The 18,888-nt window shown below is 57.6% G+C and carries 21 protein-coding genes; 7 read left to right on the forward strand and 14 right to left on the reverse strand.

What is annotated here, in order from left to right:
* Positions 1–34: 34 nt before the first annotated feature.
* The gene (locus DK510_RS06815) at positions 35–1,354 is read right to left on the reverse strand and encodes a LysM peptidoglycan-binding domain-containing protein (protein ID WP_109311447.1); all 1,320 of its coding nucleotides are present in this window, start codon (positions 1,352–1,354) and stop codon (positions 35–37) included.
* Between the two features lie 126 nt (positions 1,355–1,480).
* On the opposite strand from DK510_RS06815, the gene DK510_RS06820 reads away from it, so the two are divergent.
* Positions 1,481–2,032 (forward strand): TIGR00730 family Rossman fold protein, encoded by a 552-nt coding sequence (locus DK510_RS06820; RefSeq protein ID WP_109311448.1) that lies wholly within the window; start codon positions 1,481–1,483, stop codon positions 2,030–2,032.
* A 49-nt stretch (positions 2,033–2,081) separates the two neighbouring features.
* On the opposite strand, the gene DK510_RS06825 is transcribed toward DK510_RS06820, so the two are convergent.
* The gene (locus DK510_RS06825) at positions 2,082–2,534 is read right to left on the reverse strand and encodes a host attachment protein (RefSeq protein WP_109311449.1); all 453 of its coding nucleotides are present in this window, start codon (positions 2,532–2,534) and stop codon (positions 2,082–2,084) included.
* 565 nt (positions 2,535–3,099) lie between these two features.
* Between DK510_RS06825 and DK510_RS06830 the strand changes: the two genes are divergently transcribed.
* Positions 3,100–3,897, forward strand: coding sequence for a class II glutamine amidotransferase (locus tag DK510_RS06830; protein ID WP_109311450.1), 798 nt, complete (start codon positions 3,100–3,102; stop codon positions 3,895–3,897).
* 101 nt (positions 3,898–3,998) lie between these two features.
* On the opposite strand, the gene DK510_RS06835 is transcribed toward DK510_RS06830, so the two are convergent.
* Positions 3,999–4,598: a superoxide dismutase gene (locus DK510_RS06835; RefSeq protein WP_109311451.1), complete on the reverse strand. Its 600-nt coding sequence runs from the start codon at positions 4,596–4,598 to the stop codon at positions 3,999–4,001.
* Between the two features lie 101 nt (positions 4,599–4,699).
* On the opposite strand from DK510_RS06835, the gene DK510_RS06840 reads away from it, so the two are divergent.
* Together DK510_RS06840 and DK510_RS06845 are read left to right on the forward strand one after the other, a co-directional pair.
* Positions 4,700–5,461: an FkbM family methyltransferase gene (locus DK510_RS06840; RefSeq protein WP_109311452.1), complete on the forward strand. Its 762-nt coding sequence runs from the start codon at positions 4,700–4,702 to the stop codon at positions 5,459–5,461.
* A 101-nt stretch (positions 5,462–5,562) separates the two neighbouring features.
* Entirely contained in the window at positions 5,563–5,799 is a 237-nt protein-coding gene (locus tag DK510_RS06845; protein WP_109311453.1) for a hypothetical protein, read from the forward strand.
* Here DK510_RS06845 and DK510_RS06850 read toward each other — a convergent pair.
* The 5 genes from DK510_RS06850 to DK510_RS06870 form a co-directional block, all read right to left on the reverse strand.
* On the reverse strand, positions 5,793–6,359 hold the full coding sequence (locus DK510_RS06850; RefSeq protein ID WP_109311454.1) for a sarcosine oxidase subunit gamma: 567 nt from the start codon (positions 6,357–6,359) through the stop codon (positions 5,793–5,795). The genes DK510_RS06845 and DK510_RS06850 overlap by 7 nt on opposite strands.
* Positions 6,352–9,366: a sarcosine oxidase subunit alpha family protein gene (locus DK510_RS06855; protein WP_109311455.1), complete on the reverse strand. Its 3,015-nt coding sequence runs from the start codon at positions 9,364–9,366 to the stop codon at positions 6,352–6,354. The genes DK510_RS06850 and DK510_RS06855 overlap by 8 nt, the downstream gene beginning before the upstream one ends.
* A 43-nt stretch (positions 9,367–9,409) precedes the next feature.
* Positions 9,410–9,739 (reverse strand): sarcosine oxidase subunit delta, encoded by a 330-nt coding sequence (locus DK510_RS06860; RefSeq protein WP_109311456.1) that lies wholly within the window; start codon positions 9,737–9,739, stop codon positions 9,410–9,412.
* Positions 9,740–9,758: 19 nt separating this feature from the next.
* The gene (locus tag DK510_RS06865) at positions 9,759–10,556 is read right to left on the reverse strand and encodes an FkbM family methyltransferase (protein WP_160116475.1); all 798 of its coding nucleotides are present in this window, start codon (positions 10,554–10,556) and stop codon (positions 9,759–9,761) included.
* Positions 10,557–10,665: 109 nt separating this feature from the next.
* On the reverse strand, positions 10,666–11,910 hold the full coding sequence (locus DK510_RS06870) for a sarcosine oxidase subunit beta family protein (RefSeq protein WP_109311480.1): 1,245 nt from the start codon (positions 11,908–11,910) through the stop codon (positions 10,666–10,668).
* A 196-nt stretch (positions 11,911–12,106) separates the two neighbouring features.
* On the opposite strand from DK510_RS06870, the gene ccmI reads away from it, so the two are divergent.
* From ccmI to DK510_RS06885, 3 genes are read left to right on the forward strand one after another with little or no spacing between them, the layout of a single operon-like run.
* A complete protein-coding gene (gene ccmI, locus DK510_RS06875) occupies positions 12,107–13,333 on the forward strand; it encodes a c-type cytochrome biogenesis protein CcmI (RefSeq protein WP_109311458.1) in 1,227 nt (408 codons plus the stop codon).
* Positions 13,330–13,794 carry a Holliday junction resolvase RuvX gene (gene ruvX, locus DK510_RS06880; RefSeq protein ID WP_058278324.1) on the forward strand — a complete coding sequence of 155 codons (465 nt, stop codon included), beginning with the start codon at positions 13,330–13,332 and terminating at the stop codon, positions 13,792–13,794. The genes ccmI and ruvX overlap by 4 nt, the downstream gene beginning before the upstream one ends.
* A gap of 18 nt (positions 13,795–13,812) precedes the next feature.
* Positions 13,813–14,046 carry a DUF1289 domain-containing protein gene (locus DK510_RS06885; RefSeq protein ID WP_109311459.1) on the forward strand — a complete coding sequence of 78 codons (234 nt, stop codon included), beginning with the start codon at positions 13,813–13,815 and terminating at the stop codon, positions 14,044–14,046.
* Positions 14,047–14,314: 268 nt separating this feature from the next.
* On the opposite strand, the gene DK510_RS06890 is transcribed toward DK510_RS06885, so the two are convergent.
* From DK510_RS06890 to DK510_RS06920, 6 genes are all read right to left on the reverse strand, one after another.
* Complete coding sequence (locus tag DK510_RS06890; RefSeq protein WP_109311460.1) at positions 14,315–15,043, reverse strand: STAS/SEC14 domain-containing protein; 729 nt, start codon at positions 15,041–15,043, stop codon at positions 14,315–14,317.
* A 33-nt stretch (positions 15,044–15,076) separates the two neighbouring features.
* Positions 15,077–15,859, reverse strand: coding sequence for a hypothetical protein (locus tag DK510_RS06895; protein WP_109311461.1), 783 nt, complete (start codon positions 15,857–15,859; stop codon positions 15,077–15,079).
* Positions 15,856–16,680, reverse strand: a complete 825-nt coding sequence (locus DK510_RS06900; RefSeq protein ID WP_109311481.1) for a sulfite exporter TauE/SafE family protein — start codon at positions 16,678–16,680, stop codon at positions 15,856–15,858. The genes DK510_RS06895 and DK510_RS06900 overlap by 4 nt, the downstream gene beginning before the upstream one ends.
* 40 nt (positions 16,681–16,720) lie before the next feature.
* Positions 16,721–17,758: a tRNA dihydrouridine(20/20a) synthase DusA gene (gene dusA, locus DK510_RS06905; protein WP_109311462.1), complete on the reverse strand. Its 1,038-nt coding sequence runs from the start codon at positions 17,756–17,758 to the stop codon at positions 16,721–16,723.
* A 186-nt stretch (positions 17,759–17,944) separates the two neighbouring features.
* Positions 17,945–18,391: a phasin family protein gene (locus tag DK510_RS06910; RefSeq protein ID WP_109311463.1), complete on the reverse strand. Its 447-nt coding sequence runs from the start codon at positions 18,389–18,391 to the stop codon at positions 17,945–17,947.
* 374 nt (positions 18,392–18,765) lie between these two features.
* Positions 18,766–18,888: NAD(P)(+) transhydrogenase (Re/Si-specific) subunit beta (locus DK510_RS06920; protein ID WP_160116413.1), on the reverse strand; the 123-nt coding region annotated here is incomplete at its 5' end.

An 18,888-nucleotide genomic window follows, 5' to 3' on the forward strand; every position in this document is an offset into this window, starting at 1 on the left:
GACCGCTGGCCCACCAAGGGCCAGCAGCAATAGTTCATTCCGGGATGGTGAATATCTGACCGGGGTAAATCAGGTCAGGATCGCGGATCGCGCCGCGGTTGGCCTCAAACAGTTTCACGTACAGGATACCATCACCGAACCGGTCGCGCGAAATAGCCCAAAGCGTGTCGCCTTCCTGCACGGTCACCGCCCGGATTGGCGGCGTAACTGTTTCGCCCTCGGGCTCATCACTGGCCTCTACCGCGCGTAGTACTTCCAGCGGTTCGCGCTTGAACGGTGTTTCCAGTCGGCTGACCACGGTGCCGTCCGAGGCGATTTCATCGACGCGCAAGGTATAGATGCCGGGATCAATTCCCTCGAGTTCGCTGCGCCATTTACCATCATCAACCGGTGACAGATCATCGACAAGCTGGTTGTCCAGATACAGTCGAACCGCAGACCCGTCCGGGACCCGGCCGGTAAGCTCTACGTCGCCAACGTCGGAATAGCCGATCGTGTCCAAAGCCACCTCGTCCGAGGCGTCGGGTTCGGCAGTTGGAGACTGAACCAGCTCAACACCGTCCTCGCCGGAACGCAGAATAGCAACTTGTTGATTTTCATCGCCTTCTTCAGCGGTTTCTTTTGCCGTCTCCTGGGGTTGATCCGCAGACGGTTCTGCGGGCGCATCCGCCGTTTCGACATCCCCGGTCGTCGTTTCATCTGTTGGCTCTGACGAGGATGTGTCTTGCGCTCCTGCTGTTTCGTCGCCGGAGGGCGCGGCGTCACCCGTTTCGGCGGCGGCGATCTGCTCGGTCGTCGGTTCAGGTTCAGGTTCAGGCAAGGCTGCAATCAAATAGTCGTCCGAACGAACGGGTTGATCCTGGCCCGCAGTTTCCAACGTAAGCCCGCGTGCATTGTTTGAAAATGGAATCGAAAGGAACTCGGCAAACTGACCGGTGTTGTCGACGGTAAAGCTGTGCACTTGCTCACCATCCAGCAGGACACGAACATCCGTGCCTGGCTCTGCATTTCCGGAAAGAACTGTATTGCCGTCCGGCTCAACAAAGATCTGGTCCAGAGTCGGTGGTGTGGCACCCAGGTCGGCCTCAGCCGTTTCCGTCGCCGTTGCGGAATCAGACGGATCAGCGGTTTCCGGTTCCTCAATTGCCGTGCTCTGATCCTCGGACGGGGTGGAAACCGAACTGGCCTCTTCCGTGGTTTGGACAGAGGTGTCTTGTTGCGGTGAAGCTTCCTGAGGACCCGTCCCGAAGACGCCGGACAGGTACAACCCGCCCGCCCCGACTAATGCAACGATGCCGGCAATCACCCCCCAGATGAAAGTACCGGAGCTTTCGCTTCCCGACTTGGAGTTCATTCTTTTCCTTTCGCTCCGCAGCGCAAGTGCTTTGAGTAAAACACATTCTGCCTAACGGTTGAGCCAATCTATCAATCCCGCTATCACGGGTCAAAACACCATATACAAGCCCGGAGAAGCCAACCCATGTCTCAGAAATCTGTCTGTGTGTATTGCGGGTCACGAAATGGCGCGAATCCGGCCTATTCCGACGCGGCGCAGCACTTTGGAACCCTTTTGGCCGAAGAAGGCTGGCGACTGGTCTACGGTGCCGGAGATGTCGGACTGATGGGCGAGGTTGCACGTGCCGCGCAAGCCGCCGGTGGTGACACGTTCGGCGTCATCCCCGTGCATCTTTTGCAACGTGAAGTCGGTAAAACGGATTTGACCCGTTTCGTGGTCACCGAGACGATGCACGAACGCAAAAAGGTCATGATCATGAACGCCGATGCGGTCATTGTCCTGCCAGGCGGTCCCGGGTCGCTGGACGAGTTGTTCGAGGCGCTCACTTGGCGTCAGTTGGGCCTGCACGACAAGCCCATTCTAGTCATGAATGTGGATGGGTATTGGGATACGCTGCACGAGTTGTTGCAACAGGTCATCGGCCAAGGCTTTGCAGACGCATCGCTGTCGGATTTCATCACTTGGGTCGATGGCCCGAAGGCTGCAATGTCAACGCTCAGGAAAGTTCTGACTTAGGCTGACAGATGTACGGGCGGCCAGAACCGCCCGTTTGCTATCGCCAAATTCAAGTCGCCGGAGCAAGGCGCTGTCGCAGCACCTGTTCGACCTTATGCATCGGATGATTGGTCAGAGTTTTATCGACCTCGGCGACCACTTTGCCCAGCACTTCGCTGTGCAACCGTCGACGCAGCAACCCCAGAACATGCGGGCTGGCCACCAGGACCAATCGTTTATAGGCCCCTTTCAAACCCTTACGGTTCAACAGGTTGGCGACATCCTGCACGAACAGTGACTTCGCGTGGGTTTTCCATTTGCTCTCTTCCACGGCCGATTTCTGATGCGGCGCAGTGTCAAAACGACGACCGGACCGGTCCGAGGGCTTGGCCCTTGGTCCGTCGCTTTCCTCGACGGATACGACAACCAGATTGGGATCTTCGGCGTCGGTGATATTTTCCATGAACAGCGCCTTTTCCCCGTCAGCGATGACAACCCATGTTCCCTGTGCAAGTTCGACCATTGTGTTCTCCTGTAATGGCGTTTTTGGGCCATCCCTCATGCGTCAGACACAGCTTTCCGAGACGCGCCAAAGCCATTCAGCGCGTTGTCTGATCGTTTTCTTAGTGGTTTGCGGCTCTCTCCCTCCGCATGCTTTAGCTAGGTATTGCGGGACGGCGTACAATAGGTCTCAATTCGAAAGTTGACGTATAGGCAGGTTTTCTCCTGCGGTGGCATCGACGGCTGGCCGGGCAAGTTGGACTGCAGCCATCATAGCCAAATACCCGGCGAAAAATCAGACCGCTACGGAATCATCATAAAGATTCGTCGGTGTGTTCGGGCGGCTTTTGGCCTCTTGGTCTGGAACGTAGAAAAAGAACTCGTCTTGGCGTGGTCAGGTTTTACGTGAAAGCCGAATTAGATCGCGCTTGTGATTGATCGGCGCATAAGTTGCCGTGAAATTGATCGGCGATACGTCATACCAGTAAATCATTTGATAGGTGATCGCCATTTTTTTAGCAAATACCTGTGATGCTTGCACTTTTGGAAAAGGATATCTTCGCCCAAGATCAAACGTGGGAGCTAATATGTGCCGTTTCTTAGCCTGGGTAGGTAGTCCGAGATACCTTGAAGAGCTGGTTTTGAACCAGGAACAATCGCTGGTCGAGCAAAGCCGGAACGCACTTATTGGCAAGACGCCCATAAATGCAGATGGATTTGGGCTGGCATGGTATTCCCAACGGCCAGAGCCGTGCTTCTACAAAGACCCCCGCCCGGCCTGGTCAGACGCAAATCTGAAGCAACTTGCCCATCACACGCAATCCGGACTCTTTCTGGCCCATGTACGCGCATCGACAGGTACGGCGACGTCTCGTAACAACTGCCACCCCTTTGGGATGGATCGCTGGTGTTTCATGCACAATGGCCAAGCGGGAGGTCACGAACAGATCCGTCAACAGCTTGACGGAATGATCCCCGCCAGCCACTACACCCATCGTTTTGGAGCCACCGAAAGCGAAGCAATATTCCTCATTGCACATGGCGAGGGGTTGGACACCGATCCAATCGGTGCGATGGGTCGCGCCGTGTTGCAAGTGGAAGATCTGTCCAGAAAGAATGGCGCGATCCCGTTCATGAGGTTCGCCGCGTGCTGGTCCAACGGAGAGAAACTGTTCGCTGCGCGCTATGCCTCGGATCGATTTGCCCCAAGCCTCTATTACCGAAAGGGGCGTAACGGCGTCATTATCTCTTCAGAACCACTGGACGCCGAAGAAAGTGAATGGCTTGAAATACCATCCGGTTCAGCCATTGAAACTGACGGCTTTGAGGTGGCGGCCTGCCCGTTTTTGGAAGCAGGGGCACAAGGAAGACCGAATGCCGCCTGAAACAAATTCGCGGTGTGTTTGGAAACGCTATTAAAACAAGAAAGGGCCTGTCAGCGTCACCGCCAACAGGCCACGTTTTCAAACCCGCGTCAGGTCGGAAATCACATCCGCGATGCGACGTTTTCCCAGTTCACCAGATTGTCGAGGAAGTTCGACAGGTAGGCCGGACGCTTGTTGCGGAAATCGATGTAGTAGCTGTGCTCCCACACGTCGCAACCCAGCAGAGCGGTTTGACCAAAGCACAGCGGGTTCACGCCGTTTTCGGTCTTGGTCACGGCCAGCGAGCCGTCTGCGTTTTTAACCAGCCACGCCCAGCCCGAACCGAACTGACCGGCACCGGCCGCGCTGAACTGCGACTTGAACTCATCAACCGAGCCAAAGCTCTCGGTCAGGGCTTTTTCAAGGTCACCGGGCATTGCGTTGCCGCCGGGGCCCATCATTTCCCAAAACTGGTTGTGGTTCCACAGCTGGCTGATGTTGTTGAAGATGCCGTTTTGCGCGACGGCGTTTGCGTCGTAGGTGCCAACGATGATCTCTTCCAGCGACTTGCCGTCCCATTCGGTACCAGCGATCAGCTTGTTGCCGTTGTCGACATAGGCCTTGTGGTGCAGGTCGTGGTGATATTCCAGTGTTTCCGCGGACATACCCTTGGCTGCCAGCGCGTCATGTGCATAAGGAAGATCAGGAAGTTCAAAAGCCATATCGGCCCCCTGTTAAAAATGTAAGTTGCGGTTCCCAAGGTTAAATGCTTTGGCAGCCGCCGCAGGTCAAGAGCCGAGACAAGAAAACCCGGAGGCAGGCGATGCTTACACAGGCGCGCAAGATGTTTTACCGCGCCCGCGGATACTATGCGGGCCAGCTGAATGGCGAGCCGTTTCGTCTGGACCCTTATCATTCGAAATTTTGGCGCAAGGCATCCGATGGCAAGTGGGAGCCTGAAACCTTCGCCGTGCTCGACAAATACCTTTCGGCAGATCGGGATTATCTGGACATCGGCGCGTGGATTGGTCCCACGGTCCTGTACAGTGCCCGCAAGGCGCGGCACGTTTGGTGTTTCGAACCGGACCCAACGGCTTTTCGGCATCTGGCCTGGAACCTCGACCTGAACGACATCCGCAATGTCTCGGCCTTTGGCGTGGCGTTGTCGGACCAGTTCGGAGTGGCCCGCATGGCGTCGGTGCGCGGCGAGCCGGGGGATTCCACAAGCTCACTTTTGCATGACGGAACACATGGCAACAACGCCTTGACGATCGCATGGGACCAGTTCGAGGCCGCGAATGACCTTTCGGGCGTATCTCTGGTCAAGATGGATATTGAGGGGGCTGAGTTTTTTGTGCTGCCAACGATCCTGCCCTGGTTGAAACAGACGCGACCTACACTGTACCTCTCACTCCACTCACCGCTTTTGCCCGAAGAGGACAGACATCAGCGGACCTCAGACCTGCTGAGCAGTCTCTCCTTTTATTCTGAAGTTACTGACGAAACCGGACGCCCGCTGGATGTTCAGAAAGCCCTCAGCCCAACGGAAATGACACGGTACCGTACGGTACTTTTTTCTAACTAGTAATGCGGCTGCTAGTCCTGTCTAAGTAGTTGTTTCCTCACTTACCAATCTGGCGAGTGATAATTGAATAGCACCCACGGAAGAGTTTTTGAGAAAGCAAAATGACAGCATCGCCTACGGGGATTTCTGAGACGATCTTTTCTGCACAATCAGTTCTGGCTGATACTGTCGAATACAGATGTGAAATCACGAAGTCGGACGGCCATGGCTGGATCGCGCCAGTTTTGCGCATACAAGCGCTGCCAACAAACCATATGGATATGGAGTTTGCAGCGTATTCACCAGGTATAAAAAGCCCCGGTGTGGCCGGGGCTTTTCAGTTCACTTCGGTTCAGTAAACCCCAACCTCGCTGCCGGGCTGCGCCGCTACTTTAAGCAGCTTGAACACGTAGTCTGCGGCAGACCGGAAACAGACAACGCGAAAAGTTTCAGCGTCATCCATCCAGAACGCCCCCGCCACCTGCGCCAGGCGCGAGCGGCGGATCTGACCAGGTTGAAATGCCTCCGCCGACAACTCGACCGGGGCAAGCTTGCCCAGCACCTCACGCGCATTGCTGGCCGAGATACTGAACACGGCGCGGGCGTCCGAGACGTTGACGGCCAACGCGTGTGTACCGCTTAGCGCGTTGGTCATGGCCGTCAGTTTGACCTCAACCTCGGCGTAGGGAACAAGCACCAGTAATTCATCGGTGGACATCCAGCAGACGCCGGACTCACCGTCGACCAAGGCTTCGCGCTGACCGGGCATTTTCTGACCCGTTGCGTCCTTGACGGCCTTGGCCAACACTTTGTCGGACAGGTCGCCGCGCAAGGCAATCATACCCTGCAGGCCACATTCCCGGACCTTGGCGATGCCATCATACCTTGCGTGGTTCAGTGCGCTGATGGGTTCAGACATTCTGCTTCTCCCCGTCCTGATCGAAGAAGATCGGGTCCACGATCTTAGCTTTGTAGGTTTTGCCATCGGTACCCGGGAACTCGACGATCTCGCCCATGCGGTCGGGACCATGCTTAATCAGACCCATTGCGATGCCCTTGCCCAGATTGGCCGAGTAATAGGTCGAGGTCACTCGCCCGATCATATTGCGCTGACCGTTGGCGTTGACGCCCTCGCCGACTGCGTAAGCTCCGTCAGGCATGACCGAACCATCCACAGTCTCAAGACCAACCAGTTTCCAGCGATCCGGATCGGCCATGTGGCTGCGCGAATGGGCACGTTTTCCGAGGTAGTCCTCTTTCTTTTTCGAAAGCGCCCAGTGCAGCCCCAGATCCTGCGGGATCACGGTGCCGTCGGTCTCGTCCCCGATCATGATAAAACCCTTCTCGGCCCGCAGGATGTGCAGACATTCCGTGCCGTAAGGCATCACACCGAATTCTTTGCCCGCCTCCATCAGGGCATCCCAGAACGCCTGACCCTGCGATGCGGGAACCGCGATCTCATAAGACAACTCGCCAGAGAACGAGATGCGGTAAGCGCGGCAGTCAAACTCACCGATCTTGCCATCACGCCATTCCATGAAGGGCAGCGCTTCTTTCGAAACATCCATACCGCCCAATTTCTCCAACACCTTGCGGGCGTTAGGGCCAACAACCGCGACCTGCGCGTATTGCTCGGTCACGTTGGCGACGTAGACTTTCCAGTCCCACCACTCGGTCTGCAGCCATTCCTCCATATGGGCATGGATGCGCTCCGCTCCGCCGGTGGTTGTGTGGCACAGCCAGGTATCCTCGTCGATGCGGGCCACAACACCGTCGTCGATCAAGAAGCCGTTTTCCGAACACATCAGGCCATAGCGGCATTTGCCGACCTTCAGCGTGGACATCATGTTGGTGTACATCATGTCGAGGAACTTGCCGGCGTCGGGGCCTTTGACGATCAGTTTACCCAGTGTCGACGCGTCCAGAAGACCAAGGTTTTCGCGGGTGTTCTTGACCTCGCGGTTCACTGCATCGTGCACGGATTCACCGAGTCGCACATAGGCATAGGTCCGGCGCCAGTGACCGACCGGTTCCCAATCGGCGCCGTTCTTGTCGTGCCAGTCATGCATCGGTGTTTGGCGGATCGGCTGGAACACCTCACCCCGCGCTTCGCCGCCAATCGCACCCATCGAGATTGGGGTATACGGCGGGCGGAAGGTGGTGGTGCCAACCTTCGGGATTTCCGATTCCAATGCATCAGCAAGGATCGCCAGACCGTTGATGTTGCTCAGTTTACCCTGATCGGTCGCCATGCCCAGTGTGGTGTAACGCTTGGTATGTTCAACGCTTTCGTAGCCTTCGCGCGCGGCCAGTTGCACGTCCGAGACCTTGACGTCGTTCTGGAAGTCCAGCCACGATTTCATGCGCAGTTGCACATCGGCGTTGGCGGGCATCAACCAGACCGCTTCCATAGCAGCCTCTTGCGTGGTCTCACCAGTCGGAGCCTTGGTGTTTTTCGGCTTGAAGCCAGCCGCCTTGGCAGCCGCTTTGCCTGCGGCATGTGCGTCAGTCAGAACATCACCCAGCGCCAGTGGGCCATTTGAGGCACCTGCGGCCACAACAAACCCTTCGCCATTCGCGCCCAGCGGAGGACGCGCGGGATCGGGGCGGAAATGTGCGTTTGCGTCGTCCCAGATCAGCTTGCCGCCGCAATGCGACCACATGTGAACTACCGGAGACCAGCCGCCCGACATGGCAACTGCGTCGCACTCAACTTCTTCGCGAGCGCCACCGATGCCTTCCTGATTGCATATCTCAACCTTTTTGACGCGCTTGCCGCCTTTGACTTTGGCAATGGCTTTGCCGGGGTCGACCCGGATGCCAAGCTGTCGCGCCTCTTCGGCCAGCGGTCCGGCCGCAGTGCGCGCATCAATAACACGCAGAACATCGACACCTGCCTGTTTGAGGATGATCGCCGTGCGATAAGCGTCGTCATTGTTGGTCGCGACGATTACACGTTCGCCCGGGGTGACGCCCCAATTCACCACATAGTCGCGCATGGCCGCGGCCAGCATGACACCCGGAACATCATTGCCTGCAAAAGACAACGGGCGTTCGATTGCGCCTGTCGCAGTGACGACCTGCTTGGCCCGGATACGCCACAGGCGATGGCGTGGACCTTGTGTGCCCGGTTTATGGTCGTTCAGACGCTCATACCCCAGCACATAACCATGGTCGTAGACGCCCGCGCCCATGCAGCGGTTGCGCATGATTACGTTGTCCATTGTTTCCAGTTTGGAAACCAATTGTTCCACGAACTTATCCACAGGCTCATCATTGATGGTCCCGCCATCGACCGGAGCACGCCCACCCCAATGCGCGGTTTGCTCGATCAGCAGAACCTTGGCGCCGGTCTCGGCCGCCGCCATGGCCGCCTGCAACCCGGCGACACCGCCACCGATCACCAGAACGTCGGTGAAAGCGTAGAAGTGCTCATAGGTATCTGCGTCGCGGTTGTCCTTATCGGGTGCTTTACCCAGACCAGCCGACCGCCGGATTATCGGCTCGTAGACATGCTTCCAGAACGGCTTGGGGTGGATGAACGTCTTGTAGTAGAAGCCCGCCGGCAGGAACCGCGCCAGTGCAGTGTTCACCGCACCGATGTCGAATTCCAGGTTCGGCCAGTGGTTCTGTGAAATTGAGGTCAGACCGTTGAACAGCTCGGTCGTTGTGGCGCGCTGGTTCGGCTCGAACCGGTTGCCCTGCCCCAGGCCGACCAGAGCGTTCGGCTCTTCCGCGCCGCTGGCCACAACACCGCGCGGGCGGTGGTATTTGAACGACCGGCCCATCATCATCTGATCATTGGCCAGCAAGGCCGAGGCCAGCGTGTCGCCTTCGTACCCCTGCAACGAAGTGCCGTTGAAGGTGAATGTGACCTGTTTCGACCGGTCAATCAGCCGGCCTTGTTTTGCGAGGCGGGTGCTCATGTTGCGTACCTTTCGCAGGCGGAATTAGGGATGGCGGCGCGGATCATTCGTACTCTCTCCACGTCCAGCCAGGGCGCTTTGCAGTGATTGCGTCCTTGAGTTCTTTCGGCGGCTCGGTGGTCTGGGCGGAATAGGTTCCGAATACTTCGAGCGTTTGCGTGCAGCGTGCGGCGTGGAACCACTTGCCGCAGCCGTTGCTGTGGCGCCAGCGTTCGAAATGAACGCCCTTGGGGTTTTCACGCATGAACAGGTAGTCGTGGAATTCGCCATCCGACGAGCCGGGACCGAAGCGTTTCAGATGCGCCTCACCTCCGGCGGACAGTTCAGATTCTTCGGCGTCAACGCCACAGTAGGGGCAATTCAGGATCAGCATTTGTTCATCACACCTATTTTCATTGAGTAGGTACGGGCTGTTCTTCGACAGCCAATGGAACCATGTTTTCAAAGTGGAACATGGCTTCGATGGGGATAGTGATGGCGTTCGGGCGCACTCCGACAATGTCATCCGCAATCTGATACGCAATCATTCCAGCAGCATTCAATGTGGAAACGATCGATCCCTTGGCTTCACGATTGCCAACATTGCATTCGATCAAGGCAACCTTGGTTTCGAGGCTGGAAAAGTCGACGCTGTTTAGGACAGTGACTTCGTGTCCCTCAACGTCCACCACAAGTACATCAGCTTTGCGAGTTCTATGCTCAGTCAGAATGTCATCCAAACGTCTGGTACGCACTTCTGTGCTGACAACCGCGCTTTCCGGAATGGCTAATCCCTGTTTACGATTGGCACGTTGCACCGCGCTTTCCATTCGACCTTTTTCGACGGAGGCACATCCACGCAACCATCCCGGGCAGCTGCTTTTCAGGCGTTCATCCATATGATACAATGCCATCGTGCCCGGTGTCTCAGAAACCGCAGCATTCACCAAGACAACGTTTGGATTTTTGCCATGCAAGCCCTCAAGTTCCTTGAAGTAAACCGGATGCGGTTCAATGAGCACACCTGACCAAGTGTCTTTTGACCAATAGCGAAAAAGCGGGTCTTCCAGCTTACCGTCATTTGCCCCGACCTGGACAACGTGCACGTGCTCGGCCCGAGCATCCAAACAGGCAAGCAGGAAGTCCCGCATGGCAAGTTTTGATTTACGGGGTCGCCCCGGCACGGAAGTCGGTAGGTCGTTCTGGTTCACAGCCGTGCTCCTTGCGCCAAACGAACGAAACCACAAGCGCGATCTGACGGTATCGCAACGCAACTATTGTGTGCAGGGGAATATGCAGGGATAAACATTAGTCCACACATCAGTGTGCCACCCCGGCCGCGACGCTTTCGTCGATGAAGCGGCCCTCTTTGAAGCGATCCAGCGTAAAGGCTTCGGTCAGCGGTGAATGACCCGTGGCCATCAGCTGTGCCATGCCCCATCCCGATCCAGGGATCGACTTGAAGCCACCCGTGCCCCAGCCACAGTTGATAAAGCAGCCGCCCAGTGGCGTTTTCGACAGGATCGGAGACCGGTCACCGGTCATGTCCACAATCCCGCCCCACTGGCGCAGCATCTTCAGGCGCGAGATCATCGGGAAAGTTTCGACCAGTGCCCGAACGGTTTCCTCGATATGATGGAAGCTGCCGCGCTGGGTGTAGTTGTTGAAGGCATCAGTGCCGCCGCCAATCACCATCTCACCCTTGTCGGACTGTGACATGTAACCATGCACGGTGTTGGCCATCACCACCACGTCCATGCAGGGCTTGATCGGCTCGGACACCAACGCCTGCAGGGCAATCGCCTCAAGCGGCAAACGGAATCCCGCCATCTCGGCCAGCTGACCGGAATGGCCCGCAACCACCATACCCAGCTTGTCGCAGTCAATCGAACCTTTGGTAGTATCGACGCCAACAACGCGGCCATTCTCAGACCTGACGCCTTTGACCTCACATTGCTGGATGATGTCCATGCCCATTGCGGAACAGGCGCGCGCATATCCCCAAGCCACGGCGTCGTGACGAGCGGTGCCCCCGCGTTCCTGCCACAATGCGCCCAGAACCGGATAGCGCGGGCCGTCGATATTTATGATCGGCACCAGCTCTTTGACGCGTTCGGGGGTGATCCATTCGGTCTGAACACCTTGCAATGCGTTGGCATGCGCCGTGCGCTGGTATCCGCGAATCTCGTGTTGTGTCTGGGCCAGCATCATAACGCCACGGGGGCTGAACATGATGTTATAGTTCAGTTCCTGGCTTAGATCCTCGTACAGGCTGCGCGCTTTTTCGTAGATCGCTGCCGAAGCGTCCTGCAGGTAGTTCGAGCGGATGATAGTCGTGTTCCGACCAGTGTTACCACCGCCCAGCCAGCCTTTTTCGATCACGGCGACATTCTGGATGCCGTAGTTCTTACCCAGATAATAAGCTGTGGCCAGACCATGACCGCCCGCACCGACAATGATCACGTCGTATTTCTTCTTGGGTTCGGGCGAAAGCCAGGCGCGTTCCCATCCGGTGTGATAGCGCAGCGCTTCGCGCGCTACAGCAAAGGCTGAATAGTGTTTCATAGGCGAATCCATCCGGTTCGGTGATTGCGCGAAGATATGCCGCGTAACGCCAGCGCGCCCCTGCCGTTCAACGCCGTAATATCGCACTATTGCGACATAGGCCCCATTATTGCGACACGAAGTCGGCCAGCGGCCATTTGTCCCTTTTGTCGGCCCGCCGAGAGGTCTAAGTCAGGGCAGCCACTTCGGAGAAGCCATGTCGTTCTGGGTCCTGATCATCCTAACAGCTGCCGTGACTGCAGTGTTCCTAGGCTATTCTATCCTGCGCTCGCGTGACACACGCGAACCCGCAGCGGCCTATGACCTGCGTGTTTATCGAGAACAATTGGCGGGCGTGGACAAGGATCTGGCCCGAGGTGTCATCGGGGAAGCAGATGCCGAGCGTGTACGCACCGAGATTTCACGCCGTATTCTGGCCGCAGACGCACAGATACAGGCACAGTCCACCCGACCGGGACCGCCACTTTGGGCCTCGGTCACCACGATCGCAGCCGTGGGTCTTATCCTGGTCGGCGGTGCGGCCTGGATGTACGACCGGATGGGTGCGGCGGGGCTGCCGGATCAACCCCTGTCGCTGCGTATTGCGCAGGCGGAAACCTTGCGCGCGGAACGCCCCAGCCAGGCTGAATTCGAGGCCACCACAACACCTGCGCCCTTGCCCAAGCTTGAAGAGAGTTATGCAGCGCTTTTGGAGCAGTTGCGTGAAACCGTTGAAGCGCGTCCCGATGACCTGCAAGGCCATGTTCTTTTGGCGCAACACGAGGCGAACGCAGGCAACTTTTCGGCCGCTTACAAGGCCCAGCAGCGCGTGATCGAATTGTCTGGCGACGCTGTCCCTGCAGACGCTTATTCGCATCTGGCCGAAATGATGATCTTGTCGGCGGGGGGATATGTATCCCCCGAAGCCGAAGCTGCATTGCGCGAAGCGTTAAAACGCGATCCGCGACATGGCCCGGCGCTGTATTACCTTGGCCAGATGATGGTGCAGGTCGGGCGCCCCGACATCGGGTATCGCATCTGGACCGACGCATTGCGCAACGCACCGGCCGGCGCGCCATGGGTCGACGCAATTCTGGCCCAACTGGATGAGCTGGCCTTTCGCGCAGGGGTGTTCAACGCGCCCGAGGTTTCGGCCCCCGCAGGACCCGGCCCAAGCCAGGATGACGTCGAGGCCGCCGCTGCGCTGACCCCGGAAGAACGACAAGAGATGATCCGAGGCATGGTTAATCAGCTCTCCGACCGGTTGGCCACCGAAGGAGGAGCGCCCGAGGATTGGGCCCGTCTGATCGCGGCACTGGGCGTTCTGGGCGAAGGACAGCGCGCCATCGACATCAGGAACGAAGCCATGGCGGTCTTTGCCGGAAACGCCGACGCGCTGGAGATCATCGACGCTGCCGCACTTCAGGCAGGTATCGCGCAATGATATATGACGAATTCGAAGACTTCGCCGCCGCATTGTCCCCTATGACTGCCCTGATGGGGTTGGATCTGGGCGAAAAGACCATCGGCGTGGCCGTGTCCGACCGGATGCGCGGCGTGGCCAGCCCGCTTGAGACCGTGCGACGCAAGAAATTCACCCTGGATTCGGCCCGATTGCTGGACATCATCGCGGACCGAGAGATTGGTGGTGTCGTACTCGGCCTGCCCAAAAACATGGACGGCACCGAAGGCCCCCGGTGCCAATCGACCCGCGCTTTTGCCCGAAATCTGTCACGTCTGACCGAGGTTTCAATCAGCTTCTGGGACGAACGGCTAAGCACAGTCGCGGCGGAAAAAGCACTTCTTGAGGCGGATACGTCACGAAAACGTCGCGGACAGGTTATCGATCACGTTGCGGCAGGCTATATTCTACAAGGAGCGCTGGACAGGCTGCGCTTTCTTTAAGGGCAACGGGGTGTACCGATGACAAACATGGTCTGGAAAAGGAACGAGGTCGAGAGCCCTTGCATCCAGATATGCGTCGTGCACCCGACCGAGCGCATCTGTACCGGTTGTTATCGCACAATTGATGAGATCACGCGCTGGTCGAAAATGGACAGCATTGAGCGTGCCGAAATCATGGAAGATCTGCCTGCACGCAAACCCCGACTTGCCAAACGGCGCGGTGGGCGGGCTGCGCGAATGAACAAATCCTGATATCCACTTCTGGCTTTTTGGCTGAATTCGCGCCGCTGCGGGTCAGTCTGAACTCCGAGGGGGGATCAAGTTCGACGACATGCGTAAGTGAGTGGCAACCCACAGCGGCGCTCTTCAGCATTTAAGTTCTTCCGAAGTGGTCATACGGAAGACTAAAACACGTTTAATCTTTTTTTGACCGACTGATCAAGAAAAAATAAACAGCCGAAAATTTAACCTTACGTAATGGTAAAGCCAGGCGAAATCTTTCGCTCTGCCGGCCGCCGCCTTACCCGGCTGCAAGCCAGGATTTTGCGTTTTCGAAATCCTCAGAAGGAAAGAACTGCGTGCGGGCACCCAGAACGTGACTGGCGACACGCTGCGCCATATGCTGCCACGTTTTGTCCCCGACGATGGCGGCGCGATCCAGCATTCCCACATGCCCTCGGGCCAAGCGGAAATGCGCGGCCAGTGCGGTCAGCCCCTGCCAGCCGTCAAACTCGCGCAGGTCGATCAACAGACGGAACCCGTTCTTTGAACTCAGCAAGGTATCCAGATCACGCTCAGCCTGCTGGTACTCTTCGGGATCCAATTTGCCCATCAGGCTGATTTGCACGCAGGGTCCACCCAGATCAGTCACATGAATGGCCCCCAGCGACTCGCGCATCCAACGGTGCGCGGCCTCAAGTTCCGAAAGTTCAAACACCTGAACGGGGCATGGCAGGATCGGCGCGGCCAGACGGATGCTGGTCTGCACCCAGCCCTGATCAGCCGCAACCGCAATACGGTCAAACCCGCGCCAGTGGCTGAGACCCAGCTTGGTATCGGACCACGCGGCCCCAAGATCATAACCTTTGAACTCTGGCTGCACGATCGCCAACAGACGCACCGCATCATGAGCCTCTAACGCCGCTTCGATCGCCGGAACCAATGTCTCGCTGTAATCTTTGCTTGTCACTTCGCCGGACAGCTCGACCTCAATCTGGGCCCCTTCAGAATGCGTATGAACCGTAATCATCGAAAACCTCCAAACCTGAATAATGGCAACAGGTTACGGGGATTCGATCCACTCGGCTACTCCCCCCGCGCATTCCGGACGAAAATAGGCGATCATCCGTCCATCCGGCCCGGCGGTCGCCCCCTCGGCCCAAGGCGCGACGCCGTGCAGACAGTGGCGATGCAGCAGATAGGCCTCACCCGGTTTTGCAGGCAGTTCGATACGGGGGCAGGTTTCAAACACCTCACGACGGGCGGTCTGATAGACATCGGTGATGTCGATCTGGTGCAGACTGTCCTTGGGCTGGCCTTCCATGGCACGCTGAAAGGCTGCCCCCAGAATCTTGTGGCTGCCTTCCCACAGAACCATCGGCGCGGCATCCGCGCTTGCATCCGTTAACGGAATGCCAAGGATCCATGCGTGTGGCTCATCCACCCGTCGTCGGCGATCCGGCCCCATGGGACGCAAACCGTCTACATGCGCCGCGTCACGGTTCCGCCGGTATCTGCTGGCGGCATCGTTTTCGCCACGACGTGGGCGGGGATAACCGGGATAAACGACCGAGACCTGCCCCTTGTGCAGTGGCAACCGCCCGTAATGTTCGGCGATAAATCCCATCGCCTGACCTGACAAAAGGTTTGATTGCCCCACCCTGCCCTCTGGATCGTTATCCAGCGCATCCACGCCGATGAACCACGTGCCTTCGCAATCCAGCCATTCCGCAAAGGTTGGATCTGTGACCGAGGCGCGGGCTTGCGGCAAAGCGTGTTCAACCCATTGGGCAAGTGTCGGATCGTGTGGAAACCTGATCCAGCCCTTGTCCCAAAAATCGGTCATAGCCCCAACGCCTTGCGAAGCATGTTCAAGGCGACCAGCGTCAGAAACACCGCGAACACGCGCTTCAATGGTTTGGGGTCCATCGCATGCGCCAGTTTCACACCCCACGGCGCGGTGATCATGGTCATGGTCACGACAATTGCAAATGCTATCAAATTGACAGCGCCAATTGTGAACGGCGGGCGGTGTTCAGGCGCTATGTCCAAGAATAGAAAGCCCAGAACTGAAGGCACGGCGATGATCACGCCAAACCCGGCCGCCGTTGCAACCGCCCTGTGGATGGGCGTGTTGAACAGACTCATCAGCGGCACGCCAAAGCTACCGCCGCCAATGCCCATCAGAACTGAAAGGAACCCGACTGAAGGTGACAAAACGGCCCGCTTCACGCCTTTTGGCATCACATCACCAAGCCGCCATTCCGATTTGCCCAAGCCCAGATAAGCGCCGATGACCATGCCCAACACTCCGAACAAGGCTTGCAAGGCTTCGGTTCGTAGCGCCGAGGCGACCAGCACGCCGACAATTGCACCAACTGCAATTCCCGGCCCCCAACCGCGCAAAATATCCCAGTCTACCGCGCCTTTCTTGTTGTGCGCCAAGACGGATCGCAATGAGGTGACGATGATGGTTGCCAGTGAGGTCGCAAGACACAACTGCATCAATTGCGGGCCACCATATCCAAGTGTTTGGAACGCATAGAAAAACGCTGGCACCAAAACGATGCCGCCGCCGACACCCAGCAATCCGGCCAAAACACCGGCCAGCGCCCCGATTACAAGCAAAAGGCCCAGCATCTGGGCCAGTAACATCGTCTCGGGCATCATCCCCCCAAACCGGCCAACTGGCCGTATCCTGTAGCTGTCAAACCTCTGCCAAAGGCGCGATGCTGTCCAGCGCCTGCAGCATCACCTCGGGGCCTGCCCCATCGTGAACCGCACCCTCGGACAAAGCCCGCCTCCACGCACGCGCACCGGGACGTCCGGCAAACAGGCCCAGCATATGACGCGTGATCTGGTGCAGGCGGCCGCCCTCGGCAAGGTGGTTTTCGACATAGGGCACCATTTTGTGAACGACATCAATCGGATCAGCTACCTGCCCGCTGCCGAAGATCATGGCATCCGCCTGGGCCAGAATATCCGTGGGTTGGTGATAGGCCGCTCGGCCAATCATGACACCGTCCAGCCCGGCGTTCAGTTGCGTCTTTGCTTGTTCCAGAGACGTGATTCCGCCATTGATCGAAACGTGCAGGTCCGGGAACGCTTCTTTCATCCGATGCACAAGATCGTAGTCCAAAGGCGGGATATCCCTGTTTTCCTTTGGGCTAAGCCCTTGCAGCCATGCTTTGCGTGCGTGGATTGTAACGCGTCGGCATCCGGCCGCCTGAATGGCCTGCAGGAATTCAGGCAAGACCTGTTCCGGATCCTGATCATCGACCCCAATACGGCATTTGACCGTCACCTCGACATCAACAGCGTCGCGCATCGCGGCAACGCAATCAGCAACACGAGCGGGATCTTTCATCAGGACGGCCCCGAATGTACCCGATTGCACCCGATCCGAAGGACAGCCGCAGTTCAGGTTGATCTCATCATACCCGGCTTGCGCGCCCAGCTGGGCCGCCTGCGACAGCTCCTCTGAGTCAGAACCGCCCAATTGCAGCGCGACGGGGTGTTCCTGCGAACTGAAGTCCAACAAATGCAATGCGCCACCTCGCACCAACGCCGGGGCGGTTACCATTTCCGTGTATAGAAGTGTCTGCTGGCTGAACAGTCGGTGCACAAATCGGCAATGCCGGTCTGTCCAATCCATCATGGGTGCAACCGACAGCCTCGCGGCCTTGGTGACAAGGCCTGTTGAAGCCGGCTGGCGCTGTAAAACAGGGTTTGACGATGCGGTCATGGATGGGTCTCGGTGTACACTGAATAGGTGGCTTACTGCACCGGACGGCGTTTCGCAACCAAGGGCGCAGTGTGGTCAAGACGCGCACCAAAAAGGCGCTCCACCAACAAAGAAAGGGCAGGTCTTTCGACCTGCCCTGCGCGATAGCACCGATTGGGAGGAGTGGGTGCGCCTCGCGGCGTTTGCTTACTTGGCAGCAGTTGCTTTCTTGGCAGCTGCGGTCACGTCGTTGGTGGCTTTTTTGACAGCCGCGGTTGTGTCTTCGGCTACGTCTTTGCCAGCTGCCATAAGCATCTCAACGGTTTCGGACTGAACTTTTTTCGCGATCTCTGCGAAGGCTGCCATGTTTTCAGCTGCAACTTCAGCCGATGCGCTGGCGAAGTCGGTGGCCGCTTTGGCGTAGTCTGCAGGCTCTGCCTTGGCTTTCGACATCTCGGTCAGCTTGGCCAGGGTGTCCTTGGTCCATTTGTTCGAGATCTCAGCCGACTTTTCAGCCGCTTCCAGTGCAACACCCGACAGCTTTTCGTTCAGCGTCGCGGTCGATTTGAAAGCACCTTCCAGAGCGGTAGTGTCAACAGGGAACGCGCTCATAACGTCTTTCAGGGTCGCGGTGAAGTCTTGCGTCTTTGCCATGTCTAAAATCCTTTTGCCGAACCGAGCCCACCCCGGTTTTCATCAGCTTGAGGACAATATGGATGCTGCAATGCGGCATTGCAAGATTTTTATTGCTGCGCTGCAGAATTATTCCGCGGAAGACTTTGGAATCTACCGCTTGCCTTAACCCGCACATAGGTCCCCGGTGCCGTTGCCAGCGCGGGATGAGCCGAATCGCCGGTCGCGCGCGCGGGCACCTGTTTGCCTGACCGCTTCTTCAACCAAGCCTCCCACCGCGACCGGGCGTGCGCCGACAAAGTTCAGAACAGACCGGCTTCAAATCTCAATCTGCCGCTCCAAAAGAAGCGCGGGATTTTACAGGTCGCAAGGTAACTTGGACCAAACCGCTCCGTTCAGTCGATCATCGGCAGTAGTTTGTCGAGGCTTGCCTTTGCGTCGCCGTAGAACATGCGGGTGTTTTCTTTGAAGAACAGCGGGTTTTCGATGCCCGAGTATCCGGTGCCCTGACCGCGTTT

It is taken from the genome of Ruegeria sp. AU67 (genome assembly GCF_900312795.1).
In the GTDB taxonomy this organism is placed as follows: Bacteria; Pseudomonadota; Alphaproteobacteria; order Rhodobacterales; family Rhodobacteraceae; genus Ruegeria; species Ruegeria atlantica.